The sequence below is a fragment of the Microtetraspora sp. NBRC 16547 genome (assembly GCF_030268965.1).
GTDB lineage: Bacteria > Actinomycetota > Actinomycetes > Streptosporangiales > Streptosporangiaceae > Microtetraspora.
Genome location: NZ_BSSE01000029.1, coordinates 44241 through 70292, shown reverse-complemented (window position 1 = coordinate 70292; position 26052 = coordinate 44241). Strand labels below are relative to the sequence as shown.

Annotated in this window: 28 protein-coding genes; 19 read left to right on the top strand and 9 right to left on the bottom strand. The window is 69.7% G+C overall.

Annotated features, from left to right (window positions below; all coding sequences use genetic code 11):
- The first annotated feature begins 5 nt into the window (after positions 1-5).
- Both QSK17_RS29680 and QSK17_RS29675 read left to right on the top strand, forming a co-directional pair.
- A complete protein-coding gene (locus QSK17_RS29680) occupies positions 6-1214 on the top strand; it encodes a sensor histidine kinase (protein WP_285708791.1) in 1209 nt (402 codons plus the stop codon).
- Complete coding sequence (locus QSK17_RS29675) at positions 1211-1831, top strand: response regulator (protein WP_285708790.1); 621 nt, start codon at positions 1211-1213, stop codon at positions 1829-1831. The genes QSK17_RS29680 and QSK17_RS29675 overlap by 4 nt, the downstream gene beginning before the upstream one ends.
- Here the strand turns inward: QSK17_RS29675 and QSK17_RS29670 are convergent.
- Positions 1824-2468: a DUF4158 domain-containing protein gene (locus QSK17_RS29670; RefSeq protein ID WP_285708789.1), complete on the bottom strand. Its 645-nt coding sequence runs from the start codon at positions 2466-2468 to the stop codon at positions 1824-1826. The two genes, QSK17_RS29675 and QSK17_RS29670, sit on opposite strands and share 8 nt — an antisense overlap.
- A 110-nt stretch (positions 2469-2578) precedes the next feature.
- Between QSK17_RS29670 and QSK17_RS29665 the strand changes: the two genes are divergently transcribed.
- Both QSK17_RS29665 and QSK17_RS29660 read left to right on the top strand, forming a co-directional pair.
- Positions 2579-3172, top strand: a complete 594-nt coding sequence (locus QSK17_RS29665) for a TetR/AcrR family transcriptional regulator (protein ID WP_285708788.1) — start codon at positions 2579-2581, stop codon at positions 3170-3172.
- Positions 3169-4008 carry an alpha/beta fold hydrolase gene (locus QSK17_RS29660; RefSeq protein ID WP_285708787.1) on the top strand — a complete coding sequence of 280 codons (840 nt, stop codon included), beginning with the start codon at positions 3169-3171 and terminating at the stop codon, positions 4006-4008. The genes QSK17_RS29665 and QSK17_RS29660 overlap by 4 nt, the downstream gene beginning before the upstream one ends.
- Before the next feature lie 316 nt (positions 4009-4324).
- Here QSK17_RS29660 and QSK17_RS29655 read toward each other — a convergent pair whose 3' ends face one another.
- Both QSK17_RS29655 and QSK17_RS29650 read right to left on the bottom strand, forming a co-directional pair.
- Positions 4325-5617, bottom strand: coding sequence for an MFS transporter (locus QSK17_RS29655; protein WP_285708785.1), 1293 nt, complete (start codon positions 5615-5617; stop codon positions 4325-4327).
- A gap of 2 nt (positions 5618-5619) precedes the next feature.
- Positions 5620-6147 carry a MarR family winged helix-turn-helix transcriptional regulator gene (locus tag QSK17_RS29650; RefSeq protein ID WP_285708784.1) on the bottom strand — a complete coding sequence of 176 codons (528 nt, stop codon included), beginning with the start codon at positions 6145-6147 and terminating at the stop codon, positions 5620-5622.
- Positions 6148-6265: 118 nt separating this feature from the next.
- Here QSK17_RS29650 and QSK17_RS29645 point away from each other — a divergent pair, with 118 nt between their 5' ends.
- The 4 genes from QSK17_RS29645 (at position 6266) to QSK17_RS29630 (ending at position 9460) form a co-directional block, all read left to right on the top strand.
- On the top strand, positions 6266-6505 hold the full coding sequence (locus QSK17_RS29645) for a hypothetical protein (RefSeq protein WP_285708783.1): 240 nt from the start codon (positions 6266-6268) through the stop codon (positions 6503-6505).
- A gap of 348 nt (positions 6506-6853) precedes the next feature.
- Positions 6854-7504: a lysophospholipid acyltransferase family protein gene (locus QSK17_RS29640; protein WP_285708782.1), complete on the top strand. Its 651-nt coding sequence runs from the start codon at positions 6854-6856 to the stop codon at positions 7502-7504.
- Between the two features lie 66 nt (positions 7505-7570).
- Positions 7571-9181 (top strand): penicillin-binding transpeptidase domain-containing protein, encoded by a 1611-nt coding sequence (locus QSK17_RS29635; protein ID WP_285708781.1) that lies wholly within the window; start codon positions 7571-7573, stop codon positions 9179-9181.
- Between the two features lie 102 nt (positions 9182-9283).
- On the top strand, positions 9284-9460 hold the full coding sequence (locus tag QSK17_RS29630) for a hypothetical protein (RefSeq protein ID WP_285708780.1): 177 nt from the start codon (positions 9284-9286) through the stop codon (positions 9458-9460).
- Positions 9461-9518: 58 nt separating this feature from the next.
- Here QSK17_RS29630 and QSK17_RS36275 read toward each other — a convergent pair whose 3' ends face one another.
- On the bottom strand, positions 9519-9677 hold the full coding sequence (locus QSK17_RS36275) for a transposase (RefSeq protein WP_352231862.1): 159 nt from the start codon (positions 9675-9677) through the stop codon (positions 9519-9521).
- A gap of 72 nt (positions 9678-9749) precedes the next feature.
- Between QSK17_RS36275 and QSK17_RS29620 the strand changes: the two genes are divergently transcribed.
- On the top strand, positions 9750-10901 hold the full coding sequence (locus tag QSK17_RS29620) for an RNA-guided endonuclease InsQ/TnpB family protein (RefSeq protein WP_285708779.1): 1152 nt from the start codon (positions 9750-9752) through the stop codon (positions 10899-10901).
- 63 nt (positions 10902-10964) lie between these two features.
- A complete protein-coding gene (locus QSK17_RS29615) occupies positions 10965-12596 on the top strand; it encodes a serine/threonine-protein kinase (protein ID WP_285708778.1) in 1632 nt (543 codons plus the stop codon).
- Positions 12597-12803: 207 nt separating this feature from the next.
- Here the strand turns inward: QSK17_RS29615 and QSK17_RS29610 are convergent, their stop codons facing one another.
- Positions 12804-13076 carry a DUF3040 domain-containing protein gene (locus QSK17_RS29610; RefSeq protein WP_285708777.1) on the bottom strand — a complete coding sequence of 91 codons (273 nt, stop codon included), beginning with the start codon at positions 13074-13076 and terminating at the stop codon, positions 12804-12806.
- A gap of 522 nt (positions 13077-13598) precedes the next feature.
- Complete coding sequence (locus QSK17_RS29605) at positions 13599-14081, bottom strand: hypothetical protein (protein ID WP_285708776.1); 483 nt, start codon at positions 14079-14081, stop codon at positions 13599-13601.
- 364 nt (positions 14082-14445) lie between these two features.
- Here QSK17_RS29605 and QSK17_RS29600 point away from each other — a divergent pair, with 364 nt between their 5' ends.
- The 4 genes from QSK17_RS29600 (at position 14446) to QSK17_RS29585 (ending at position 19155) form a co-directional block, all read left to right on the top strand.
- Positions 14446-15471 carry an Rv2578c family radical SAM protein gene (locus tag QSK17_RS29600; protein WP_285708775.1) on the top strand — a complete coding sequence of 342 codons (1026 nt, stop codon included), beginning with the start codon at positions 14446-14448 and terminating at the stop codon, positions 15469-15471.
- 235 nt (positions 15472-15706) lie between these two features.
- Positions 15707-16507, top strand: a complete 801-nt coding sequence (locus tag QSK17_RS29595) for a class I SAM-dependent methyltransferase (protein ID WP_285708774.1) — start codon at positions 15707-15709, stop codon at positions 16505-16507.
- Between the two features lie 207 nt (positions 16508-16714).
- Entirely contained in the window at positions 16715-17860 is a 1146-nt protein-coding gene (locus QSK17_RS29590) for a glycosyltransferase family 4 protein (protein ID WP_285708773.1), read from the top strand.
- A gap of 122 nt (positions 17861-17982) precedes the next feature.
- Positions 17983-19155, top strand: coding sequence for an SRPBCC family protein (locus QSK17_RS29585; RefSeq protein ID WP_285708772.1), 1173 nt, complete (start codon positions 17983-17985; stop codon positions 19153-19155).
- Positions 19156-19197: 42 nt separating this feature from the next.
- On the opposite strand, the gene QSK17_RS29580 is transcribed toward QSK17_RS29585, so the two are convergent.
- The 3 genes from QSK17_RS29580 to QSK17_RS29570 form a co-directional block, all read right to left on the bottom strand.
- Complete coding sequence (locus tag QSK17_RS29580) at positions 19198-19626, bottom strand: hypothetical protein (protein ID WP_285708771.1); 429 nt, start codon at positions 19624-19626, stop codon at positions 19198-19200.
- A gap of 25 nt (positions 19627-19651) precedes the next feature.
- Positions 19652-20194: a DUF302 domain-containing protein gene (locus tag QSK17_RS29575; protein WP_285708769.1), complete on the bottom strand. Its 543-nt coding sequence runs from the start codon at positions 20192-20194 to the stop codon at positions 19652-19654.
- Positions 20195-20373: 179 nt separating this feature from the next.
- Positions 20374-21387: a helix-turn-helix transcriptional regulator gene (locus QSK17_RS29570; protein ID WP_285708768.1), complete on the bottom strand. Its 1014-nt coding sequence runs from the start codon at positions 21385-21387 to the stop codon at positions 20374-20376.
- A gap of 42 nt (positions 21388-21429) precedes the next feature.
- Between QSK17_RS29570 and QSK17_RS29565 the strand changes: the two genes are divergently transcribed.
- From QSK17_RS29565 to QSK17_RS29545, 5 genes are all read left to right on the top strand, one after another.
- Positions 21430-22164: an alpha/beta fold hydrolase gene (locus tag QSK17_RS29565; RefSeq protein ID WP_285708766.1), complete on the top strand. Its 735-nt coding sequence runs from the start codon at positions 21430-21432 to the stop codon at positions 22162-22164.
- A gap of 233 nt (positions 22165-22397) precedes the next feature.
- Positions 22398-23378 carry an ABC transporter ATP-binding protein gene (locus tag QSK17_RS29560; RefSeq protein WP_285708764.1) on the top strand — a complete coding sequence of 327 codons (981 nt, stop codon included), beginning with the start codon at positions 22398-22400 and terminating at the stop codon, positions 23376-23378.
- Positions 23378-24103, top strand: coding sequence for an ABC transporter permease (locus QSK17_RS29555; protein ID WP_285708763.1), 726 nt, complete (start codon positions 23378-23380; stop codon positions 24101-24103). Before QSK17_RS29560 ends, QSK17_RS29555 begins: the two co-directional genes overlap by 1 nt.
- 10 nt (positions 24104-24113) lie before the next feature.
- Complete coding sequence (locus QSK17_RS29550; RefSeq protein ID WP_285708761.1) at positions 24114-25319, top strand: sensor histidine kinase; 1206 nt, start codon at positions 24114-24116, stop codon at positions 25317-25319.
- Positions 25316-25921 (top strand): response regulator transcription factor, encoded by a 606-nt coding sequence (locus tag QSK17_RS29545; protein ID WP_285708759.1) that lies wholly within the window; start codon positions 25316-25318, stop codon positions 25919-25921. Before QSK17_RS29550 ends, QSK17_RS29545 begins: the two co-directional genes overlap by 4 nt.
- The last annotated feature ends 131 nt before the right edge of the window (positions 25922-26052 follow it).

The window sequence follows — 26052 nt, the reverse complement described above, 5'->3', positions numbered from 1 at the left end:
CCCGGATGAACGACCCCTTCCCGCTCTCCCCCTGGGAACGACGCTTCGAGCACGTCGTCAAGATCGTCCCCTACATCACCCTCGCCGCTTCCCTCGTCATCAGTTTGGCCTCACCCGACCAGCCTGAAGGCGCAATCCCCCGCACCCTCGCCCTCACCGCCCTGGCCCTCGCCTGGATTCTCGGCGCCCACACCCTCCTCCCCGCCGCCGTGCGCCGACGGAGGGTCGCCGTCACCGTTCACTTCGTCGGCGTCCTGGCCACCGCCGCGCTGCTAGCCTTCCACGACCCCATTTTCGTCATCTACTGCATCTCCGGCTTCTTTCTCGCCGCCAACTTCGCTCCCTCCAGATGGACCTTTGCCGCCGTCGCCGCCACCTCCTTCGTCCTGTATGGATCGACGCTCGACTTGGCGCAGGCCACCATCCAGCTCATCGCCTTCTATCTGGCGATCATCGCCGTGCAGACCATCGCCATCGGCGGCGGCTCCATCGCAGGCATCAAGATCGAGGACCGGCAGCGCAAGTACCAGAAAGCAGTCAGCGACCTTCAGACCGCCCTGGAGGAGAACGCCGACCTCCACGCTCAGCTCCTCACCCAAGCCCACCAGGCCGGGATCCTCGACGAGCGCCACCGCATGGCACGCGAGATCCACGACACCCTCGCCCAAGGCCTCACCGGCATCATCACCCAGCTACGCGCCGCCCAACGCGTCGAGGACTCCGACACCCATGTCGAACTCGCGCTCAACCTCGCTCAGGACAGCCTCACCGAGGCCCGCCGCTCCGTCGCCGCCCTCCAGCCCCACCAACTCGAGGACGCCCACCTCCCCGAAGCCATGACCACCCTGGCCCGCAACTGGACCCAGACCACCGGCGTCGACCTCCACGTCGAAGTGACCGGCGACCGCATCCCTCTCAGCCCCGCCATCGAGGTCACCCTCTTCCGCATCGCCCAGGAAGCCCTCGCCAACGTCGCCAAACACGCGGGCGCCACCCGCGCCGGCCTCACCCTCTCCTACACCGGCGCCGTCGTCCTCCTCGACATCCGCGACGACGGAACCGGCATCCACAACCCCAACGGCGAAGGATTCGGCCTCAGCAGCATGAGGCAACGCCTACGCGGCGTCGGCGGCTCCCTGGAGATCGAGAGCACGCCCGGCGAGGGCACCGCCGTCAGCGCCGCCGTCCCCGCGCTCCAAGGAAACCCCCGGTGATCCGCCTCCTCATCGTCGACGACCACCCCATCGTCCGCGACGGCCTGCGCGCCGCCTTTGAAGCCGAACCCGACATCGATGTCGCCGGCGAAGCCGCCAACGGCCGCGAAGGTGTCGACCGCGCCGCCACACTCAAGGTCGACATTGTCCTCATGGACCTGCGCATGCCCGAAATGGACGGCGTCAGCGCCATCACCGCCCTGCGCCATTCCCACCCCCACATCAAAACCCTCGTGCTGACCACCTTCGACGGCGACTCCGACGTCCTGCCCGCCATCGAAGCCGGCGCCACCGGCTACCTCCTCAAAGACGCCCCCACCGACGAACTCCTACGCGCCGTCCGCGCCGCCGCTGCCGGCGAGCCGGTCCTGTCCCCCTCGGTCGCCGGCCGCCTGATGGGCCAGGTACGCCGACCGGTCAAGGCTGCCCTTACCGACCGCGAACTCCAAGTCCTCGCCCTCGTCGCCGAAGGCGCCTCCAATCGCCAGGCGGCCGCCAAACTCTTCATCAGCGAGGCCAGCATCAAGACCCACCTGCTGCACATCTACGACAAACTCGGCGTCCGCGACCGCGCCGCCGCCGTCGGCGAGGGTTATCGACGAGGTCTGCTCAGTTAGCCGACCACCAGCTCGCCTTACAGAGCCCCACCTCCGCCCACCTGCAGGGACACCGCACATGGCGGCTGGTGGAGCCGACCTTGCCAACAGGCCGTTTCCGGACACTGCCGCCCAGCTGTTCCAGCACCGTCACCCCCGGCAGCAGCACCCGATGCCGCCGCAGCCACGCCACCGACTGGTCGAACAACGCCGTCGGCCCCTTCGCATGCGTCCACGCCCGCCCGTGCAGAAACGCCAGGAAGCCCTTCGCCAGCTGCCGCCCCTCCCAGCTGTCGCGGTCCGCAAAGACGCGGTAGCCGTAGGCGTCCCTGATCATCCACTTGTGCTTGTACGCCGTCTGCGCCCGCACCGTGTACCTCTTGACCTGGGACGGATCCCCGATCCCCAACTGCTCGGCCAGATAGTCCACCACCGGCCACGGCACGCTCAGGGGATCTTCCAGGAACAGCCCCTTGAAACGGACCGTCCCGATCTGCAAGGCAACACCCAGGCGGTGCGAATCGGCCCGCGACCGGGCGATCACATCACGGTCGAACGCGTCCAGGAAGAAGAACTTCTCCAACTCCGACTGGGTCGGCATCTCCATGAACGACCCATACGCCGCCCTCTGCTCATCAGACAGAAACTCCGCAGGCATGCCCCGCAAAGTAGGACCAGACCACGGGCGACCAACCATCCTTGGGGTCCAAGATATGATCTAATCATATTAGATAGAATCTAATGATCCTAGGATAAGGCGGTGTGCACATGGCGCGGGCCGGGTTGACGACGGATCGGGTGACGCTCGCGGGCGCCGAACTGGCGGACGAAGTCGGGCTTGACCACGTGACCATGACAGCGGTGGCGCGGCGACTCGGGGTGAAAGACGCCAGCCTTTATGCGCACGTCCGCAACCTGGAGGACCTGCGCGGGCGGATCGCACTACTGGCGGCGGACGAAAAGACCATCCACATCGCGGAGGCCACGGCCGGGCGGGCCGGAAAGGATGCGCTGATGGCGTTCGCGAACGCCTGGCGGAAGTACGCCCACGACCACCCGGGCCGCTACACGGCGACGCAGATCCCGATAGAGATCGATCCCGAGCTCTTGGCCCAGGCGCCCGGGCCACGCCGCGCGATCGAACTGACCTACAGCATGCTGCGCGCCTACGCACTGGACGAGCCTGACCTGACCGACGCGGTCCGGCTGATGCGCAGCACGCTCCACGGCTTCATCAACCTCGAGGCCGCGGGCGGGTTCGCGCACGCGCGCCCAGCGGAGGCCTCCTGGGTCCGCTGCCTCGACGCCCTGCACACCCTCCTGGAGCACTGGCCCGCACACCATGAAGGAGACCCGGCATGACCAGCCCGACCACCGGCCGCCTGCGCGTGGACGGCGCCACGCTGCACTATGAGGTGCGCGGAAGGGGCCCACTCCTGCTAATGATCCCTGGCGGCGCGGGCGACGCGGCCTCCTTCGACGGCGTCGCCGACGACCTGGCCGCCGACTACACGGTCGCGTCCTACGATCCACGCGGCCTCTCCCGCAGTCCGCTGGACGACCCGGAGGCCCGACAGCAGGTCGCGCAGCACGCCGACGACGCGTTCCGGCTGCTGGAGCTGCTGTCCCCAGACGCGCCCGTCCGCGTGACCGGCTGCAGTTCGGGTGCGATCGTCGCGCTGCACCTGCTCACCGCCCATCCCGAGCGGATGGAACGCGTCGTGGCGCACGAGCCGCCGGTAGTCGAGGTGCTGCCGGACGCCGCCGAGCATCGCGCGATGCTCGCCCGTGTCCAGGACACGTTCCGCCGGGACGGGCTGATGCCCGCGGCGGCCGTGTTCGCGGCCGGCCTCAGACGGCCCGGCGCCGATCCCGTCGACGCCCAGGCGGCCACCAAGCTACCGCCGCAGGCGGCGGCCCGAGCTGAGCGGACGATGGCGAACTTGCCCTACTTCATCGGGCGCATCGTGCCGAGCTTCATGGCCTACGCCCCGGACGTGGATCTCCTGAAGGCTCTGTCGGACCAGCTCGTGCTCGCGGGCGGAGCGGACTCACGCGGTGAACTGCCCTACCGTCCCGCCGCCTTCCTGGCCGAACGGTTCGGCACGGAGCTCATCCACTTCCCCGGCGGGCACACGGGCCTCAGCACGCACCCCGCCGAGTTCGGCGAGCTGCTCCGCAAGGTGCTGAGCGCCTAGTGCCGTGACCGGCAAGGTTTGCCCGGAAGGAGCGGTGTCCAGGGTGGTGCATCGCAAGGCGGAGGAGGAGGTCGTAGCGGAGCCTACGGCCGACATTCCCGGGCCCCGCGGAAAGTCCGAGCCTGCGAGGAGTTTTCGTGGGTGGGGCGACAACGCGGCGAGGTGCCGTCCTGGGCGACGCGACGGGGCAAAGATTGACGGGAGGGGCACTAGCTCTCCTCTGGAAGTATCCGGGCCGACCGGCCACCACCGACATCCGAACGGCCGGGCGGTAACTCCACTCGCGAAGGCCCGCTACCGCCCTTGGCCGTACGGCTCACTGAGCCGGCACTTTGGATGGTTGCGTGCCTTCGTGCTCGGTCGGGATCCGGTAGTCGCGCAGGGGACGGTTGATGAGGCCGACGGAGACAACGGTGGCCGCGGCCGCCAGGCCGCCTGCCAAGAGGGCCAGGGGTGCGGACGTGAGGGAGGCGAGCAGTCCTCCCCGGAAATTGCCGATCTCGGGGCCGGCGATGCCGATGACGTGCTCGACCGAGGAGACCCGCCCGCGGTAGTGGTCGGGCGTCTCAAGCTGGACCAGCGCACCTCGGGTGACCACGGCGACGGTATCGGCCGCGCCGGCTACCGCCAGGCAGAGCAGGGCGAGCCAGAGAGGCCCGGCCAGGCCGAAGCCGGCGAGGGCCAGCCCCCAGACCGTGGCCGCGACGATCTGGACGAGGGCACTGCGGTGGAGTCGGGTGACGGCCCCGGAGAACAGGCCGGCGCCGAGCCCGCCGAGCGCGATCGCGGACAGGAAGAGCCCCAGCGTTCGGGGGTCACCCTCAAAGCGGATCTCGTTGATCAGGGGGAAGAGCGCGATCGGCATGGCCAGGACGGTGGCGGCGAGGTCGATGGTGAAGGAGCCCCACAGGGTGGGGCGCCGGAGGATGATCCTCCAGCCTCCCCGGGTTGGACCGCGACGTCGACGCGGGTCGTACCCGGCCTGCTGCTCATTGGCGGCACGCGGGACGGGCATCGGAGGCAGCCGGACCACGGCGATCAGCGACGCCGCGCTGGCCACGACTTGGATCGCGTACGCGGCGGGATACCGCCACTGGGCGAGCACGATGCCGGCGAGGGCGGGCCCGATGAGCATGGATGCCTGGAAGGCGATGTTCTGCAGGGCGAGCCCGGCGGCGACCTGGTCGGCGGGAAGCAGCCGGACGGGGAAGGTGCGCCGGGCCGGCGCCCCGAGCGCCGCGCAGCCGGACTGGGCGGCGACCAGGGCGAGCAGCAGCGACACTGACTGGTTTCCCGCGGCGGCCTGCACCACGAGGCCTACGGCCGTTATCAGCTGGCCGACGGTGGCGGCGCGGACGAGGCTCCTGCGGTCGACGGTGTCGGCGAGTGATCCGCCGACCAGACCGAGGAGGAGCAGCGGTACGCCTGTGGCGAGGCCGATGGCTCCGGTCCAGAGTGGGCTGCGGGTCAGGTCCCAGACCTGCAGCAGGACGGCGACGACGGCGATCTGCTGACCGATCGAGGCGAGGGAGGACCCGATCCACAGGTCGCGGAACGGCTGACTGCCGCGGAGAGGACGGATATCCGTCAGCCTTTCACGCCAGGTCACGACTACGGCTCCGTCGGCGTGGAAGGAGCCGAGGGCGCCGGGTCGGAAAGAAGCTCGTCGAGGTGGGAGAGGATCCGATCCCTCATGGGCCGCCGGGCCAGGGCACGCTGCAGCTCGGTGACGACGGCGCTGAGTGGATGGGGGACCTCGTCGTCGAGTTCGGCGACGGCGGCCTCGGTCGCGCGCCACTCGGCCTCGAGGAAGGGGACGAGAGCGCGGCTGCGGTCGGTCAGGGTGATGCGTCGCGTGCGGGCGTCAGGACCGGGCTCGGAATCGACCAGGCCCTCACGGCGCATCGCTGAGATCGTCTGGCTCATCGCCGAGTGCGAGCGATCGAGCGAGTCCGCCAGCTCACGGATTGTCAGCGGGCCGGTATGCGCAAGGCGGATCAAGGGGTAGGCGAACCGGGGGCGGACTCCCTCGATGCCTCGCTCGGTGTACAGAGATTCGATCTGGCTGTCCATGTCGGCCAGCAGGGCGTGCAGCGCATGCCAACGACCGGGCAACGCGGTTGGGTCCAAAGATGTCACAGCACTAATATAACAGCGCTAATAGAATTAGGAAGCGGAGCAGACCAAAGCGACAGGACAGGCCGAGGCGTTCGTACGGGAACTGGCGGGCGAGCCGGCCATGGGGCCCTGGGCGACAATGCGGTCCGGCGCGGAACTGGACGACGCCTACGAGAAGGTCATGACCGGGATCGATGTGGCCGGGATGCAGAACCTGCAGCAACTCGTCCAGCACGGGGCGCAGTTCGGGGAACCGTTCCGCGAGCTCGAGGAAGGCGCCGCCATCCCCGCCCGCGTGGTGCCGGGGCAGGGCGGAGCCCCTCGACATGTCGCAAATCGTCATCAAACGGATATTTCGCCACATAGCGACAAGACGTGACTCGCCGGAATCCCGGGATCCGGAATGACCATCGCCGGGCATCCGTTAGTCTTGGTAGCGCCGATGTGGATGTGTCCCCCGGGCCGCAATTACCGCCTTCACGGAATACCGTTCGGCTGGAGCCGTGTTGTGCCTCTCGCCGAGGAGGCGACCACCACATCGGCCTGAACATCGAAACCCCCGTGAGACCTCATCTCACGGGGGTTTCGGCTACTGAACGACGATCAGGCCAAACCGTACGAAACCTTGAGACGCGACGCGCAGGGTGGCGACACCCTGCTCTGGCTTAGGGTTGATCGCGTCGCCGCCGGCGCGAGGCCGGACCGGCGGAGATCCTGAGGAGTGCCCGTGCTCTACCGCATTGCCAAGATCGTCAGCGCGCCCGCCGTGCGGATTCTGTGGCGCCCGGTGGTCGAGGGCAGAGAGCACGTGCCGGGGACGGGGCCCGCGATCCTCGCGTCCAACCACCTGTCCGTCCTCGACTCCTTCTTCCTGCCGGCGCTGCTGCCGCGGAAGGTGACGTTCGTCGCGAAGAACGAATACTTCACGGGCAACTCGTTGACGGCGACGTTCATGCGGAGCACGGGCAACCTGTCGATCGACCGGGAGAGCGCCGGAGCCGCACAGGCCATGCTCGACGCCGCGGCCGAGGTGCTGAAGGCGGGCGAGCTGTTCGGCATCTACCCCGAAGGCACCCGCTCCCCCGACGGCCGCCTTTACAAAGGCAAGATCGGCGTGGCCTGGCTCGCGCTCACCACGGGCGTCCCCGTCATCCCGGTCGCCATGGAGGGCATCGACCGCGTGCTGCCGCCGGGAGCCACCGTGCCGCGGATCACCCGCATCGGGGTACGGCTCGGCGCCCCCACCCTCTACACCGGCGATCCGGGAAGCGCACGGGACCGGAGGCGGGTCACCGACCAGATCATGGAGACGATCCGCGAGCTCTCCGGCCAGGAATACGTGAACAAGTACGCCGCGAGCGTCAAGAATTCTTCTTGACCGCGGCTTGTATGGCCATTTGACCGCGATAGGCTCTGTGCCGATTTCTAGGCTGGGAGGCAACGCGTGCCCCGAGGACGTACGATCGCGATCACGACGGCCGTCACCGTCCTGGTGGCCGGAGCGGCGGCGGGCGGCGCCTACTACGTCCTGCACACCCGAGGCACCCCGCAGGAGACCGCGCAGCGGTTCACCGCCGCCTGGGCGCGCGGCGACCTGGCCGCGATGAAGGCCGAGCTCGCGACGCCGGCGCCCGGTTTCGAGGCCGCCTACGCCGAGCTCACCAAGAATCTCGGCGCCACCGCGGTCGCCGTCACCCTCGGCGCGGTGACCCCGTCGGGAGACGACAGGGCCACCGCCGCGTACACCGCGACGGCGACGCTCAAGAACGTCGGCGAGTGGACCTACGACGGGACGATCGACCTCACGGTCAAGGACCACTACTGGAAGGTCGCCTGGTCCCCGAAGGCCGCGCATCCGGAACTCGACGGCACCGACCACCTGTCGCTCAAGACGACCTGGCCCCAGCGCGGGATGATCACGGACGCCAACGGCAACCGCATCGACGGCGGCGATGTGGGCGGCTCGGTCGCGCAGCTCGTCGGATACCTGGACAAGGCGACGGCCAAGGACGTCAAGGCTCTGGGCTCCGCGTACAAGACGGGTGACGCGATCGGCCGTGGCGGCCTCCAGGAGAGCTTCCAGAAGTCACTCGCCGGCACGCCGACCACCGAGATCCTCGCCGGGAAGAAGACCCTGACGACCATGAAGGGGTCGGCCGGACGCGACGTCAAGACCAGCCTGGACCTGCGCGTCCAGCGCGCCGCGGCGGATGCCGTACGCGACATCAAGAAGCCTACGTCACTGGTGGCCGTGCGCCCGTCCAGCGGCGAGGTCCTCGCGGTCGTCAACAACCAGGGCGGTTTCAACCGGGCACTGGACGGCCGCTACCCTCCGGGCTCCACGTTCAAGACCATCACGGCCGCCGGCCTCCTCGCCGAAGGTCTGACCCCGTCGGCGCAGGTCACCTGCCCCAAGACGGCCTCCGTCGGCGGGCTGCAGATCCGCAACTCCGACCACGAGGCGTTCGGGGCGCTGTCGTTCCTCGACTCCTACGCCCACTCGTGCAACACGACCTTCGCGCCGCTCGCCGCGTCCAAACTCGGCGCGCAGAAGCTGTACGACATCGCCTCCGGCTTCGGCTTCAACCAGCCGCTCAACATCGGCGTCCCCGCGACCAAGGCGAGTATGCCCAAGGCGACCAGCGACGCCGAGCTGGGCGCGGAGGCCTTCGGCCAGGCCCGGATCACCGCGAGCCCGCTGGTCATGGCCACCGTCGCGGCCGCGGTCGCGGACGGCTCGTGGCGGCCGCCGACGCTGGTGCCCTCCATCAAGCAGAAGACCTCGCCCAAGAACCTGCCGGACGGCGTCGCCGAGCAACTGCGCGTGATGATGAGGGCCGTCGTGAGCAAGGGCACTGCGCGCTCCGCCGGCCTCCCCGCCGGTGCGGCAGGCAAGACGGGCACGGCGGAGTTCGGCACCGGCGAGAAGCTGGAATCCCACGCGTGGTTCATCGGTTACCGCGGTGACGTCGCCTTCGCGGTCGTCGTCGAAGGCGGGGGCGGCGGCGGGAAGGTCGCCGCACCGGTCGCCGCCGCATTCCTCAAGTCCCTCTGACAACCGCGGGCGCTTTCGTCACGCGTGCTGGTGCGCGAGAGGATCTCTGTAGGCTTTGCCGCTGAATGTGCGAAATATGACGTACGGCGGTTGGATGGCGTGGTGAACGACCTCACTCCGGGAGATCCCCTTCACATCGGCGGATATCGCCTGCTCGGCCGCCTGGGTGTGGGCGGCATGGGCACGGTCTACCTGGGCGAGTCCCGAGACGGCCAACGCGTCGCCGTCAAGGTGATCAACCCGGAGTTCAGCCGCCACGAGCAGTTCAGCGTGATTTAGGGAGGAACCCCGGGCTTTCACGCCCGGGAGGAATCGCTTCCCTCGCCTCGCCCGGACGCTAGTCCGGGCGCTTCTGGTTCTCGATGTACTCCTTGACGATCGACAGTGGACCGTCGCCGCAGGACGCCGCGAAGTGCGACGGTGACCAGAAATGGCCGCCTCCGGTACTTGGTGGGGAAGACCGAATGCGCGTGGAGGCTGTAGACCGGTAGACCACGCTGCGACCTTGGCGGATATCCGGTTTCGGTTTCCATCACGGCGACATGAACCAGCCGATAATGTGTTCGATGTGAAGCTGGTGGTGCAGGTGAGGCTGCGGCCGACGCCTGAGCAGGCGGCGGCGTTGGAGGCGACCTTGCGCGCCTGCAACGATGCCGCGAACTTCGCCTCGGTGACCGCGTTCACGACCGGGGACCGGCGTGAGTACGCGTTGCGCAAGCACACCTATCGCGAGGTGAAAGCGCGCGGGTTGGGGGCGCAGGCCGCCCAGCATGTGATCAAGAAGGTCGCCGACGCCTACACCACACTGAAGGCCAACATCCGGGCCGGGAACCTGGGACCGGAAGGCTCTGCGCGCCGTGCGCGGGCCGAGAGCAAACCGATCGTCTTCCGCGCTGATGCCGCGCAGCCGTTCGATGACCGCTGCCTGTCCTGGGACCACACCGCCCACACGGTGTCGATCTGGACCACGGCCAGCAGGTTGAAGAACGTCGCGTTCGCCGGGTCGGCCGACCAGCTCAAGATGCTCGCCTTGTATCGGAAGGGCGAGTCCGACCTGGTCTGCCGGGATGGCATGTGGTTTCTGTATGCGACCTGTGAGATCCCTGATGTTCCGGTCACCGAACCGGACGGGTTCATAGGGGTGGATCTGGGCATTGCCAACATCGCCACCACCAGTGACGGCGCCCGCCACTGCGGTAAGGGCCTGAACGCGGTGCGCCACCGCAACCGGGAGCTGCGCCGCCGGCTGCAGGCCAAGGCCACCAGGTCCGCCAAACGGCTGCTGAAGAAGCGCCGCCGCAAGGAGGCGCGGTTCGCCGCCGACGCCAATCACCGCATCGCCAAACGCATCGTGACCGAGGCAGAACGCACCGGACGCGGCATCGCCCTGGAAGACCTGGGCGGGATCCGTGACCGGGTACGGCTCCGCAAGCCCCAGCGGGTCACGCTGCACTCCTGGAGTTTCCACCAGTTGGGGAGCTTCATCGTCTACAAGGCGGCCCGGCATGGGGTCGCCGTGATCCACGTCGATCCGGCCTACACGTCCCAGACCTGCTCGGCCTGCGGGCATGTGGACAAGGCCAACCGGCCCGACCAGGCAACCTTCTGCTGTACGTTGTGCGGCTTCGCTGAGCACGCCGACGTCAACGCGGCCCGCAACATCGCCTCGCGCGGTGTCGTGGGTTGGGCAGTGAGTCACGCTGCCGACGACGCGGCCTGACCCGTATCCGCCAGGTACGGCGAGGAGCTGCAAGCTCGGCCCTTCAGGGCCGAGAAGCTGACGATGCGCTTCCGCCGTGAGGCGGAAGCGGCGTCCCGGGTCCGCCGGTTCTGCACCGCTGCCGTGATCGAGGCCGCGCTCGACGGCGACCAGCTCTACGTCGTCACCGAGTTCGTCCCCGGCCCCAACCTGGAGCACGCCGTACAGTCGTCGGGCCCCCTGCGCGGCTCCAGCCTGGACGCCCTCGCGGTCGGGGTGGCCACCGCGCTCGCCGCCATCCACGGCGCGGGGGTGATCCACCGCGACCTCAAGCCGTCCAACGTGCTGCTCTCCCCCGTCGGCCCACGGGTGATCGACTTCGGCATCGCCCGGGCCCGGGACACCCTCGGCGGGATCACCGGCACGGGCGAGCTGATCGGCACGCCCCGCTACATGGCGCCCGAGGTGCTGCGTGGCGAGCCCGTGTCAGCGGCGTGCGACGTGTTTTCGTGGGGCTGCCTGGTCGCGTTCGCCGCGACCGGCCGCACGCCCTTCCACGGAGAAACGCTGCACGCCGTGCTTTACCAGGTGCTCAACCGCGAGCCGAACCTCGACGGGCTGGAGCCGGCGCTGCGCGACCTGGTCGGCTACGCGCTGGCCAAGGATCCGAGCCGCCGCCCGACCTCCCAGCAGCTCCTGGACCACATGGTCGGCCGGGCCGCCGCCCCCGAACAGGCCGCGCACTCGGTGCAGACGACCTGGCAGCAGACCGCCGACCCGGCCGCGACCGCCCCGCGCGGTGCCACACCTGCAGTCGCACCTGCAGTCGCAGCGGGGGGCGCGCCGGGAGTCGCACCGCCCGCGTTCGGCGGCCAGACGCTGCGGGCGGAAGCACCGACGGTGTCGCACCCGCCCGGCGAGGTGACACGCCTGTCCGCCCCCGCCGCGAGCGCGCACCGCACCCGGCTGAGGATCGGCGCGGCGGCCGCCGCGCTCGTCGTCGCGGGCGGTGTCGGCCTGTACGTCGCGCTGTCGCCCGGCGGACCGCCCGGCGACCTCACGCCGCTGTACCAGGACGACTTCAACCGGAGCGGCACCGGCTGGGGCAGCGACTACACCGGCGAGGAGTACCACCGGCAGGGGTACGCGGTCGGCGGCTTCTATGCCATGGACGCGTACGGCGACGACAAGAACGATCTGTCGGAGAACGCCCCGATCCCGTTCACCACCGAGCCGCAGACCCCCACGCCGGGCGCGACACCGACACCGACACCGGCCGTGCCCAACGACTATCTGCTGGGCGTGGACGCCACGGTCAGGGAGGTGAAGGGCGCGGGAGAGTACGGCCTGTTCTGTCGCCAGAACGCGGGAGGAAGCAAGGCCACGCGCTACGAGTTCCTCCTCGACACCACCGGACGGGCTCGGATACGCAAGGTCGTGGACGACGCCGGCGGCGATCTCACCTCCCCGGTGCAGACCGATCCGTCCACGAAGGGCGAGCCGACCAGCGTGCAGGCCAGGTGCACGGTGACACAGGACGGAGTCGAACTGACCATGTGGGTCAACGGCTCCCGGACCGCTTCCGTGGTGGACGGCAGGCCGCTGCCGAGCGGTCAGGTCGGCATCATCGGACGGGTCGGCGAAAAGAGCACGGCGGTGCTCAAGATGGGCTTCGACAACTTCACCATGCGAGGCTCGCCGGGGTCGTCGCGCTGATCCTCCGCCGGTCTTCCGGCGGCTCCGGCCGGGCTCAGGACTGGGGCGTCCCAGAACTCGGCCGGTTCAGATACTCGGCGGGTTCGATGCTCGGACACTCATGGCTCAGGCGTGGCTCGGGAACGCAGACGGCTCAACGGCTTACGGCTCAGCGGCTTACGGTTCAATCGGCTCAGGCGGGCCAACGGCTCAACTGGCTCAGGAAGCTCAGCCGGGGAGCGCGGCGGCGTCGTGGTGCAGTGCCATGATCAGCAAGGTCGCGATCAAGGTGGCGATCAGCAACCAGCTCACCACGATGATGATCGTCGAGCGGCGCGGCATGCTCCGCCGTCGCTCGCGATCATCGCGTCGTCTTCCCCTCCGACGACGCTCGACACGCTCGTTGAACGATTCAAGCCGGGCGGCGAGCCGCGGATCCTCATCGGTGAGGTGCTGTTCGATCAACGCCAGCATCCGCTCCTCGTCCTGCGACCAGGCCATATGGCGCACCTCCCCGGAACGCAAGGTGTGTGCCGACGTTCTGCCCAACGATGAAGATCGTTAGCCGTTTCCTGGGCGGGTAATTAAGATCTGTTTAGCAGGTCGCTCGTAGCCGACGGTTGTCGTTGGCTGTATGAGGTCACCGAGGTCAGAACCGAAGTGTTCCGTTACCTTGCTATGGTCACCGTTGGTTGTGTGAAGTCCTGTTGGTCCCCTCATGTTCCCCACATGCCTCTTGCGTACGGGGACGGAGAAGGCCCCGCTTCACAGTTCCGCCTCGCTGCGCCGATCTCGATCCGGAGTCCGCGAGACCCTGGAACGCAAGAGGCCACCCAGGTCGAGCGCAACGCCAACACACACCGTCGCGAACACACCGTCGCCTCGCGGGAGCCCCCGCGGGGCGACGGCATGAATCTGCCGGACCGGATCTGCCCCAGCCTGGGCGACGGATCGTCCTAAGACTCACCGCCCCTCGTGCTACTGGCCGCTGCGCTCCACGTGACCGCGCTCCATACGCTCGCGCTAGTGACGACGGTGCCGCTGCTCCCAGCGCTCCCGCTCACGCTCGGCGCGTCGGCGAGCCTCCCTGCGCTCCCGCTCACGCCGCTCACCGATGTAACCACCGTGCAGGTAACTCTCCCGCTCACGCTCGGCGCGTCGGCGAGCCTCTCTGCGCTCCCGCTCACGCCGCTCACCGGCGTAACCACCGTGCAGGTAACGCTCCCGTTCGAGCCTGGCACGATGGCGAGCGCGCTCGCGCTCCGTTTCGAGGCGACCGCGCTCGCGCTCGCGCCTCCCCGCGCTGCAGGTGATGCGGACCGCCTCGCCGTTCTCCCTGCAGTACATGCAGCCCTTCCGCCACCAGCAGTCCTCTCCATCCGTGGCGGTCGAGGTGGGGCGTGCCGCCTGAGTCGCGACGGCGGCGTTCGCCGGCTGAGCGAGTACGGCCGGGGGAACGAGTGCGGAAGCCAGCAGCATGCCGGTGGCGAGTGCGTTTCTGAGCATGGGAATCACTCCGTGCGTGACGGTTCCCCGTCCCTGCTCGGGGGCGGGGCCGGATCTCGTGGTGTCGGGTCCGCGGAGCGACGCGGCGGGGCCGCGGGCGGGTGCGGACGGACGGACGGAGCGTCGAATCGGTCTCCCGGGATGACGCCGAAACGGCGTGTCGACCTACCCCAACGGTAGGGATGCTCATGGCGGGTGGTCACCCGTAAGCGGCAAAGGCCTCGATCGGGACGGATTGTCGTTTGTTCGGATCAACTCGTCACCCGGCGCGCGGCACACGGCGCGCGGCACGGAGCACCGGCACAGCGCGCGGCATCGGCGAACTGGCTTGCGATCTGCATCGAATGTTTGTTCTACTCACCTCATGCGCTGGGACAATCTGCGGCTCGACGACTCCGGCCAGGGCGATCCGGCGGCCCCCTTGTTCGCCCGCGGCGCGGTGACCAGAACGTTCGACACCCCCGAGTTCAGGGGCATCACGTTCTACGAGGTCCACGCCCGGTCGATCACCAACCGCGTGCCCGGGGCCAGCCACGTTCCGTTCGAGTGGACCATCAACCCCTATCGGGGGTGCAGCCACGCCTGCGTCTACTGCTTCGCCCGGCGGACACACGAATATCTCGACCTGGATTCCGGGCGGGACTTCGACTCGAAGATCGTGGTGAAAGTCAACGCGCCCGATCTCGTCCGCAAGGAACTGGCCGCCCCCAGATGGCGGGGCGCGCACATCGCGATGGGGACGAACGTCGACTGCTACCAGCGGGCCGAGGGGCGGTACGCCCTGATGCCAGGCATCATCTCCGCACTCAGGGACGCCGCCAACCCCTTCTCGATCCTCACCAAGGGCTCGCTGATCCTGCGCGACCTCGACCTCCTCGCCGAGGCCGCCGAGGTGACCGACGTGAGCACCGCCGTGTCGGTCGGCTTCGTCGACAAGGAGGTCTGGCGCTCAGTCGAGCCGGGGACGCCGGCCCCGCGCAAGCGGCTGGAGGTCTGCGCCACGCTCAACGGCCACGGCATCCCGTGCGGCGTGCTGATGGCCCCGATCCTCCCCTACCTCACCGACTCTCGACAGGCGCTCGACGCGGCCGTGCGGGAGATCGCGGAAGCGGGCGCCACGCACATCGCGCCGATCGTGCTGCACCTGCGGCCCGGCGCCCGGGAGTGGTTCCTCGCCTGGCTCTCCCGCGAGCACCCGCATCTCATCCCGCGCTACCAGGAGCTGTACGGCAGGGGCGCCTACGCTCCGAAGGCGTACCAGGACCGGATCGGCCGGGATGTGGGCGAGTTGGCCCGGCGATACGGCATCGGGCGGTCGACGAGCCGAGCGGTGCGCGCCGTCCGCGACCGGCCGCAGCCCGCCGCCCCGGAGCAGCTCTCCCTGCTGTGACGTCCTGACCGGCCGACCGGCTGAAGGCCGCAGGTCGACTCCGGCGAGTACGCCGTGGGAGCCACGCGCGCAGGGCCGGGCGACGCCGACGCCCTCTCACGCGACCTCACGGACCCGATGGTGCCGCAAGGAGGAACAACGAGGAGCAAGGAGAAAAAAGGGCCGGCATGCCACGATTGGTGGGCGCGGCGGGCATGGCCGGGGCCGAGTCACAGTGCGGCGGGAGGGCGCGGGCATGGAGCATCTGGTGCGGGCGCACACACGGCTCGTGGCCGTGCCGTACGTTCCGGAGATCCGACTGCACCTCGCGCCCGCGGAGGCGCAGGACGAGGTGTTCGGGCTCTGGGAGCGGACCGGCGGGCTGCCGTTCTGGGCCTACGCGTGGGCGGGCGGCCAGGCGCTGGCCCGGCACGTGCTCGACTATCCCGAGCTGGTCAGGGGCCGCACCGTGCTCGATCTCGCCTCGGGGTCCGGTCTCGTCGCCATCGCCGCCGCCATGGCGGGCGCCGCCGGGGTGGTCGCCAACGACATCGATCCGCACGCCGTGGCCGCCATCGCGCTCAACGCCCGCGCCAACGGGGCCGCCGTCACCGTCCGTTCGGGCGACATCCTCTCCACGACACCCGAGGTGGATGTCGTGCTGGCTGGTGACGCCTTCTACGACGTGGCGCTGACCCGGCGGGTCATGCCCTTCCTCCTCCGAACGCGAGCGGTGTCCGCGCCCGGCCCCGGCGCCGAACCTGAACCCGGCTACGGCACGGGACGTGAAGCCACGACCGACACCGGACGTGAAGCCGGGACCGGAGCCGCGCCGGCACCAGGAACGGCGGCGGGAGCAGCTCCCCGAGCGGCGGCGGGAGGGGCGACCAGAGCGGCGGCCGGGGCGGCGATCAGGCGGCTCGTGCTGGCCGCTGATCCCGAACGCGCCTGCTCCTACCTGCCACGCGACCTCTTCGCACCGGTGAGCGTCCACCTGGTGCCCGCCGTTCTGGAGGACGTGCCGTACAAGCGCACGACCGTTTGGCGCCTTATGTGAGACAGATCACATCAACGTTAGTACGTCCTAACTCGTCTATAAAAGAGAGGTTAAGACCTATATAGGACGGGGAATAGTTTGTCGTTTACGGGGATATTACGGCGTGTCGTGCTGAAACTACGCACAATGCGCGACAGAAGCCGCGCACGGCATGCCGGGCCGCGAAACGCTCATGAGGTACGCATTCTCCTGCTCCATGCGAACGGGATGGGCGGCACGATCCGCACCGTCTTCAACCTCGCCGGATATCTCGCCAGAGAGCACGACGTCGAAATCGTGAGCATCGTCCGAGAGCGCGAGGAGCCGTTCTTCCCGGTGCCGCCGGGCGTCCGGATCCGCTACCTCGACGACCGGCTCCCCCGCCGAAAGGGGCTCCTGTCCCGCTTCCCCAGCAGGTTGGTCCCGAAGGAGGAGGCAGCCCACCACTGGTTCACCCTGCGGACCGACCTGAAGATCATCCGCTACATACGTGGCCGGCGGCGCGGTGTCCTCATCGGAACCCGGCCCGGCCTGAACCTGATCATGTCCCTGGTCGCGCCGCCGGAGATCATCACGATCGCGCAGGAGCACGGCAACCTCGCCGGTCACGGCCCGGAGCTGCGCAAGCAGATCACCCGCCGCTACGGAAGGCTCGACGCGGTGGTCACGCTGACGAAGTCCGACCTCCAGGCGTACGAGCGGGCACTCAAGACCAGGCCGCGCCTGCTCACGCAGATGCCCAACGCCGTGACCAAGCTGCAGGGCGGCCGATCCCCCCTCACCGCGAAGACCGCCGTCGCCGTCGGCCGCCTCACGTACGGAAAGGGCTACGACCTGCTGATCCGCGCGTGGGCGCACGTGGCGGCGAGGTACCCCGACTGGACCCTGCGCATCTTCGGTGACGGTCCCCGCCGCGAGAAGCTGCAGGCGTCGATCGACAAGCGGGAGCTGACCGGCAAGGTGCTGCTCATGGGGTCGGTCAACGACGTGGGAAGCGAGCTCGCCCAGGCGTCGGTGTACGTGCTCAGCTCGCGCGGCGAGGGCATGCCGATGGTCATCCTCGAAGCGATGAGCAAGGGCGTGCCCGTGGTGAGCTACAACTGCCCGACCGGACCCGCCGAGCTGATCACTCACGGGCACGACGGGCTGCTGGTCAAGCCGGAGAAGATCCACGCGATGGCCGACGCGATCTGCCTGCTCATCGAGGACGAGGAACAACGCCGCAGGTTCGGGGCCAACGCCCTGGAGAAGGCGGCGGGCTACGACATCGAGGTCGTGGGGGCGCGCTGGGAGGAGCTCCTCCACGACCTGTGCCGGGACGGATCCGCACCGGAGACGACCACACCCGAACCGTCCCATCAGACCGCACGGTGACAGAGTGAATCGTCCGCGACCCGTCGGGTAGAGGGGCGACGACGGAGGCTGGGCACCGCGAGGGAGGCATGGTCGTTATGCGTACTTCCGCTCGTCTTCAAGGGGATCGCTACACCGGCGTCATGCTCGTTGAGCGGTCCCCGCTACGGCGAACTCTCGGTGCCGCGGGCGCGGGAGTCTGTGCGGGCGTGGTCATCGAGTATCTGTGCGATCCGGATCGGGGCCGCACCCGCCGGGCGCTGGTTCGCGACAAGGCCGCGCACGCCACGCACAAGATGCAGAACAGCTTCACCGTTCTCTCCAGCGACCTGCCGAACCGGGGTCGCGGCGCCCTCGCGGCCGCGCGGCACCGGATCCTCACCGAGCGCGACGTGGACGACCGCGTCCTTCATGAACGCGTGCGGGCGCAGCTGGGCCGCTATGTGGCGCATCCTCACGCGGTGGAGGTCCACGTCGACGACAGGATCGTGACGCTGTCCGGGGACATCCTGAGCGAGGAGGATCGGAGGGCCCGGTGGGCGGTGCGACGGGTCGCGGGGGTCAGGCGGGTCGACTGCCGCTGGAAGACGCATCCCGAAGCCGGGGACACGCCTGGGCTGCAGGGCACGTCCCGGACGAGGAGACCTGTACCGGAGCTGCTCCAGCAGCGATGGTCGCCGACCGCGCGCTTCCTCGTCGGGTCCTCCGCCATGCTGACGTGGGGAGTGTCCGGCGGGCTTCCCCAGCCGTTCTCATGGACGGTGCGCGCCGCCTGCGCGGTCCTGCTCGTACGCGCGGCGACCAACCTCCCCCTGCGGCGGCTCACCGGGATCAGCTCGGGCCGGCGCGCGGTCGACGTTCAGGACGCGATCTCCATCGCCGCTCCTGCCGAGGACATCTGGGCACTGGTGAGCGACTACAGCTTCTTCGCGCGGATCATGCCTGATGTGCGCGAAGTGCGCCTTCTCAGCGACGGCCGGTCCCACTGGGTGATCGCCGGCCCCGCCGGAACCTCGATCCGCTTCGACGTGGTGGAGACCCGGCGCGAGAAGGGCCGGGAGATCGCCTGGAAGACCGTCGAAGGACAGCTCTTCGCTCACACCGGCGCGCTGCGGCTGACCTCCGACGCCGAGGGGCGGACCCGCGTCCAGGTGCAGATGGCGTACAACCCGGCCGTCGGCGCGCTGGGCCACGCCATGGCGAAACTGCTGGGCGTGGATCCCGTCAAAAAGCTGAGGCAGGACCTGATGCGGCTGAAGACGTTCGTCGAGATCGAAAGGCCGGCGGCCACGCGTCCGGCCGCCACCCACGTCTGATCCGGATCCGGTTCCGGATCCTCGGTGGAGTCGGGTGTGATCTCACGCGCCTTCGCGTGGTGAGCGGGCTGCCGGACCGGCCGCTGGGGCGTGCATGGCGACCCCAGCGAAGGGCAGGTGGATCCGGTACTCCACGGCGTTGGAGGGATTCGGCAGCTGGGAGGAACCATGGGGCAGCCACAGCAGCCCGAGGCGCGCCGATCGGGTCGCGGGAGCGCCACGCAGGACGCGGCGGAATTCAAGGCGCGGTCCGGGGTCGGAAAGGTGCGCAAGGGCCGGCCGCACGGCACGGACAAGGGCAAGAAAGGCGGGGGCAAAGGGGGCGGCGTTCCCCCGGAGAACCAACCTCCGTTCCCGTCCTGATCGAGGCTTCGCTCCCTCGATGCCGCTGAAACACCTGGCCTCAGCCTTCAGCGCCGCGATCACCGGCAGGGCGACCGTCCCGGCGTCGCGGAGGATCACGACGACCATGCCGACGAACTGGAGCGGGCCGGCGCTAGGCGGGGGCGGTCAGTATGTCGGGTACCGGCACCCGGAGATGGTCGAGCAGTGCGGCGAGCCGGCGATCGAGCTCGACGCCTCCCTGGGTGATGCCTGGGTCGCCGAAGCTGGAGAACCGGGTTCTCGGCTGATCGACGGTGAACCAGGTATCGCCGACGGCGTCCTCGTAAATGGCCGTGCGCAGCGGTGCGTACAGCAGAATCGCCGGGTTGTGGCGGTACATCGTCTCGGCGACCTCGTGGTTGCCCATGAGGTATTCCACGCAGCGCAACCCATGGCCGGCCAGCCGCAGCAGCGGTGAGAAGTCGTGGCTCCAGTAGATGATGAACCCGTGGGGGGCGTTTTCCTTCGTCGCTTCCAGGACAGCGTCCCAGTCGGCGCCTTCCGCGATGAGCCGCTCGAACCGCTCGGCGTCGAAGACGGGAACGGCCTGCTCATATCGGGCGCGGAAGCTCTCAAGCGGCTCGCCGACTGCGACGGCCAGCCGGTTGACCTCGTGCGGGACGCTTCGGATCCGTTCACGTATCGACTGGGTCATGATTTCCTCCACGTCCCGGCGCCCTTGGGGATGGCAAGGGCCCGCCGGCGACGAGTGTGCTCACGGTTATCGCTTACCGTACGACCGGCGGGAAAACGCGCCGGACGGGCTGCTTAACGGGATTTTTCGTTCCGATGCTCATCAGCCCCACCCAGAGTTCACCCCCGCCTCGTCGCCGGTCAGGTCCCGTCGAGCAGCCGCCGCGCGAGAGCGCGCACCTCGTCCCGCAGCTCGTCCGGCCTGATCACGGTGAACCGCCAGCCGAGCCCTGCCAGCAGCTGGGCCATGCCGTCCAGCCGCTCGGCGCGCCCCGTCATCCGCACTCCCCCATGGATCCCATGGGCCTCATGGACCCCGCCGACGCCATCGGCGTCCCCATCCATCCGCCCGTCCCTCGGCCCTTCGACCTCGGTGAGCGTCGCCACCGTAGGGGGGATGCGGCGGCGCGCCTCCTCCAGGCTGGTCGCCAGCACGACCTCCACCTCGTGCCGGTACGGCACGCCGGAGAGGGACTCCAGCACGTGCGCGACCGGGTCGAACCCGCCCGGCGCGGCAAAGCCCTCGCCGGTGACCTCCGCACCGGACACCCGGTCCACGCGGAAGGTCCGTACCTCCCCAGTGCGATGATCGTGCCCGGTGACATACCACCGGCCGGAATGGAAGACCAGCCCGTAGGGTTCGAGCACCCGCTCACTCTCGCTCCCTTGATAGGAGCGGTAGGCGAGCCGCACCCGGCGGCGGCGGCGCGCCGCGTCGGCGAGCGCGAGCAACGCGGCCGCAGCCGGGCGGGGCGCGTCCGCCGCCCGTGACGTCACGTCCACCATCTCCTCGACCGCGCGCACCCGCTCGCGCAGCGCCTCGGGCAGCACCCGCTGGATCTTGGCCAGCGCGCTCTCGGTGGCCGCGTCCCCTACCGACAGGCCGGTACGGCGGCCCGCCAGCAGGCCGAGCACGACGGCGGTCGCCTCGTCGTCACCGAACATGAGCGGCGGCAGCTTGTACCCGGGCCGCAGCCGGTATCCGCCATAACGCCCCCGCTCCGCCTCGACCGGCACGCCCAGGTCGCCGAGCCGTACGGCATAGCGGCGGACCGTGCGCTCGTCCACCTCCAGCCGAGCGGCGAGCTCCGGCCCGGTGAGCCCCGGACGGGCCTGCAGCAGTTCGAGGAAAGCCAGAACACGATTCGTCGACATATCAGGACTGATTCTGACCTGATTCAGTTCTACTGTCGACTCATGACGACATACGTACTGGTCCCCGGTCTCTGGCTCGGCGCGTGGGCGTGGCAGGGTGTCGCGTCCTCGCTGCGCGCGAGTGGCCACACCGCCTACCCCGTGACGCTCACCGGCCTGGCCGACCGATCCCACCTGGCCTCGCCCGAACTCACGCCCGACACCCATATCGATGACATCGTCAACCTGATCACGTACGAAGATCTGCGTGATGTCGTGCTGGTCGGGCACAGCGGCGGCGGTACGGCGGTGACCGGTGCGGCCGACCGGGTCGCGGACCGGATCGGCCGGGTCGTCTACCTGGAGAGCGGTCCGGTGCCGGACGGCGTCGCCCAGATCGACATGTCCGGACGCGAGTTCGTCGAGGCCCGCCTGAAGGACGGCTGGCGCTACCCCTTCCCGTCCTGGACAGACCTGGAGGCGTCCGGTTCCAGCCTCGACGGGCTCGGCCCGGCGGAGCGCGAGCTGATGGCCTCCCGCGCGACCGACCAGCCGCTCGGCACGATCAACGAGCCGCTGCGCCTCACCGGCGCGTTCGACGCACTACCCAAGACCCTGATCAGCTGCTCGTTCCCGCTCGACCAGGTCAAGGCGCTGATCGCCGGGGGGCACCCGTTCTTCGCCGCACTAACGGGACCGGAATGGGAGCTGCGCGAGCTGCCCACCGGCCACTGGCCGATGCTCTCCCGCCCGGCCGACACGGCGGCCCTGCTCGCCGAGATCACTCCCGGGAGCTGAGCGGCGTTCCACCGGTCGTGGACACCGCCCGACCTCCACGACCGGTGGGCCGCCCCGGGCCGTACTCCTCCGGACTTACGCGGCCGCCGCATCCCATCGCATCCCATCGCATCCCGTCGCAGCCCTCCGGCCTGCGGCCACCGCAGGCCATCGCACGTGCAGGACATTTGTCCCGTGGAACCCGGGATTCATTGATCTACGGCCGAAAGCCGCACCTCCGTAGCGTTCTGACCATGGAAAACGCAGCATCCCTGGCGAACGTGACCAAGACGTTCGGTGCGACCCGGGCCGTGGACGGCCTGACGCTCAGCATCCCCCGGGGCCAGACCGTGGCGTTGCTCGGCCCCAACGGCGCGGGCAAGTCCACCGCCATCGGCATGCTCCTCGGGCTGATCCCGCCCGACTCCGGAACGGCCGCCCTCTTCGGAGGTGACCCCGAACAGGCCGTACGGCGCGGCCGGGTCGGGGCCATGCCGCAGGAGGGCGGGATCATCGCGAGGGTCACCGTCCGCGAGCTGCTCACCTTCGTCTCCCAGACCTACCGCGAGCCGCTCCCGCTCGACCGGCTTCTCGCCCTCGCCCAGCTCACCGCGCTGCGCGACCGGCGCGTGGACAAGCTGTCCGGCGGCCAGGCGCAGCGGGTCAGGTTCGCCATGGCCATCGCAGGCGACCCCGACCTGATCGTGCTCGACGAGCCGACCGCCGCGCTGGACGTCGAGGCCAGGCGGGAACTCTGGGCGAGCATGCGCGGCTTCGCCGAGCGGGGCAGGACCATCCTGTTCTCCACCCACTATCTGGACGAGGCGGACGAGCAGTCCGACCGGATCATCGTGATCAACAAGGGCCGGCTGGCGGCGGACGGCACGAGCGCCGAGATCAAGCGCGTGGTGGCGATGACCACCGTGCGCGTGACCGTGTCCGGTGAGGCCGCCTGGCTGGGCCGGCTCCCCGGCGTCACCGGGATGGAGGTCCACGGCGACCGGGCGAGCCTGCGCAGCACCGACCCCGACGCGACCGTGGTCGCCCTCGCGCAGGCGGGAGCCGTACGCGACATCGAGGTGACCCCGGCCGATCTGGAGGACGCCTTCGTCGCCCTCACCAGCACCGAGCCCTCCACCGGGCCCCTCCCCACCGGGCCCTCCACCGGGCCCCTCCCCACCGGGCCCTCCACCGGGCCCCTCCCCACCGGCCCTCTCGCGAAGGAGAACGCGTGATGCTCGGATACGTCCGACTCGAACTGGTCAGGTCCCTCAGGGACGGCGGCTACATCATCTTCGGCGTGGTCATGCCCGTCGTGATGTACCTGCTTTTCACCAACCTCGGCCTGGCCCAGGGTGACAAGCACGACGCGGCGCTCTTCACGATGGTCAGCATGGCCGCGTACGGCGCGCTGGGCAGCGCGTTCAACAACGGCAGCGGCATCGCGGAGGATCGCGCGGCGGGATGGCTGCGCCAGCTCCGACTCACCCCTATGACGCCCGCGCAGGTCGTCGCGGGGAAGGTGGTCACCGGCGTGCTCGGCGTCGTCCCGAGCATCGCGGCGGTTCTGCTCACCGGGGCGCTGGTCAACCACGTCACGCTCACCCCGGGCCAGTGGCTGGCGATCATCGGCCTGCTGTGGGTCGGGACCATCCCGTTCTCCCTGCTCGGCCTGGGCAACGGCTACCGCCTGACCGGCCAGACCGCCGCCATGACCAACCTCGCCACGATGCTGAGCCTGTCCATCCTCGGCGGCCTCTGGATTCCCACCACCAACTTCCCCGCCTGGCTGCGCGCGATCGCGGAGTGGACACCGTCCAACAGTTACGCCGCGCTCTCCTGGCACGCCGCCTCCGGAGAGGTGCCGGGCCTCCGCGAGGTCGCCGTTCTGTCCAGCTGGCTCCTCGTGTTCGGTCTCTACGCCATGTACGGTTACCGCCGTGCGGGCAAGACAGCCTGAAAAGGGGAAAATGGCCACGCAACGGTCATCGGACGGCGACACCTGGCTGAACCCGCTCCGCGAGGGCGAACGAGGCCCGGACGCCAAAGGCATGGTCGCCTGGGTGCTCCTGACCGGCGGCCCGGTGTGGGACATCACGCACGGACGCTCCCACCCGCTGTGGCTCGCCTGGACGGCGGCGATCCTGACGGCCGCGCTCTACCTCGTGACGATCCGCTTCGCCTTCGGTGACCGCCGCCGCGCACAGCGCCTCTGGCTGCCCCTGCTCGCCGTGGTCGTCTTCGCAGGCACCGCGACATTCGGCGACAACTGGCTCTACCTGCTGGTCCTCCTGGCGATCGCGCTCGGCGTGACCGTCAGGAGCCGGGAGATGCCCCTCCTCCTGTTCGCCCTCTGCGGGGCCGCCGCCGCGATCGCGTGGTGGCGGGGCGGCGATCTCACCGGCATCCTCAGCCTCGGCTGGGGCATCTTCTGCGCCGGCCTCATCCCCGCGATGATCATTCGCCTGTGGGAGGCCATCCGGGATCTCCAGCGCACCCGGGAAGAACTCGCGCGGGCGGCGGTCACCGAGGAGCGGCTGCGCTTCTCCCGCGACCTGCACGACCTCCTCGGGCACACTTTGTCCGTCATCGTCGTCAAGGCCGAGGCCGTACGCCGCCTGGCGCCCCGGGACGTCGAGGCGGCGGCGGGGCAGGCCGCCGACATCGAGCGGATCGGGCGGGATGCGCTGACCGAGGTGCGCGCCGCCGTCACCGGCTACCGGGGCCGCGGCCTGGCCGCCGAACTGGACTCCGCGCGTACGGCACTCGCCGACGCCGGCATCGCCCTCACGATCCGCACGCCGTCCGTGGACCTCCCGCCCGAGACGGACGCGCTGCTCGGCTGGGCCGTACGAGAAGGGGTGACGAACGTGATCCGGCACAGCGGGGCGACCCGGTGCGAGATCGAACTGGAGCAGGGGACGGGCGGCGGGATGGCGCTGCGGGTCAGCGACAACGGCGGCAGCCACCCCGGCGCGCACTCCCACGCGCCCGACCCCCAGCACGGGCCCCAGCACGGGCCCCAGCACGCCGCCGAGCACGGACTCGGACGGGGAGCGCGGCAGGGGAACGGCCTGGTGGGCCTGCGCGAGCGGGTGCGGGCCGCAGGCGGGCGGCTGTCCATCGACACCCCGCCGTCCGGCGGCTTCCGGCTCCAGGTGACGCTGGACACATGATCAAGGTCCTGCTGGCCGAGGACCAGGGCATGATGCGCGGCGCGCTCGCCCTGCTGCTCGGCCTCGAAGAAGACATCGAGGTCGTCGCCCAGGTGCCGAACGGCGACGAGATCGTGCCCGCCGCGCTGCGCGAGCGGCCGGACGTCGCGCTCCTGGACATCGAGATGCCGGGGAGAACCGGCCTCGACGCCGCCGCCGAGCTGCGCGACCGCCTCCCGCAATGCCGGGTGCTGATCCTGACGACGTTCGGACGCCCCGGCTACCTGCGCCGGGCGATGGAGGCCGGGGCGTACGGCTTCCTCGTGAAGGACGGGCCGGTCGAGGAACTGGCCGCGGCGATCCGCCGGGTCCTGGCCGGCGAGCGGGTGATCGACCCGGCCCTCGCGGCGGCGGCGCTCAGCACCGGCCCGAGCCCGCTCACCGACCGGGAGCGGGATGTGCTCGCCGCCGCCGGGGACGGATCCACGATCGCCGACGTCGCCGCCCGGCTGCATCTGTCGGAGAGTACCGTGCGCAACTATCTGTCGTCGGCGATCGGCAAGACCGGCACCCGCAACCGGATCGAGGCGGCGCGGCAGGCCAGGCACAACGGCTGGCTCTGACCCGCGCCCCGCCATTGCGCCGCACGACCGGCCCCGGGTCACTGCGACGCGCGACCGGCCCCGGGCCACTGCGCCGCGCGACCGGCCTGGATCACCGGGCCGGACCACCGCACGGCTCACTGCACAGCTCA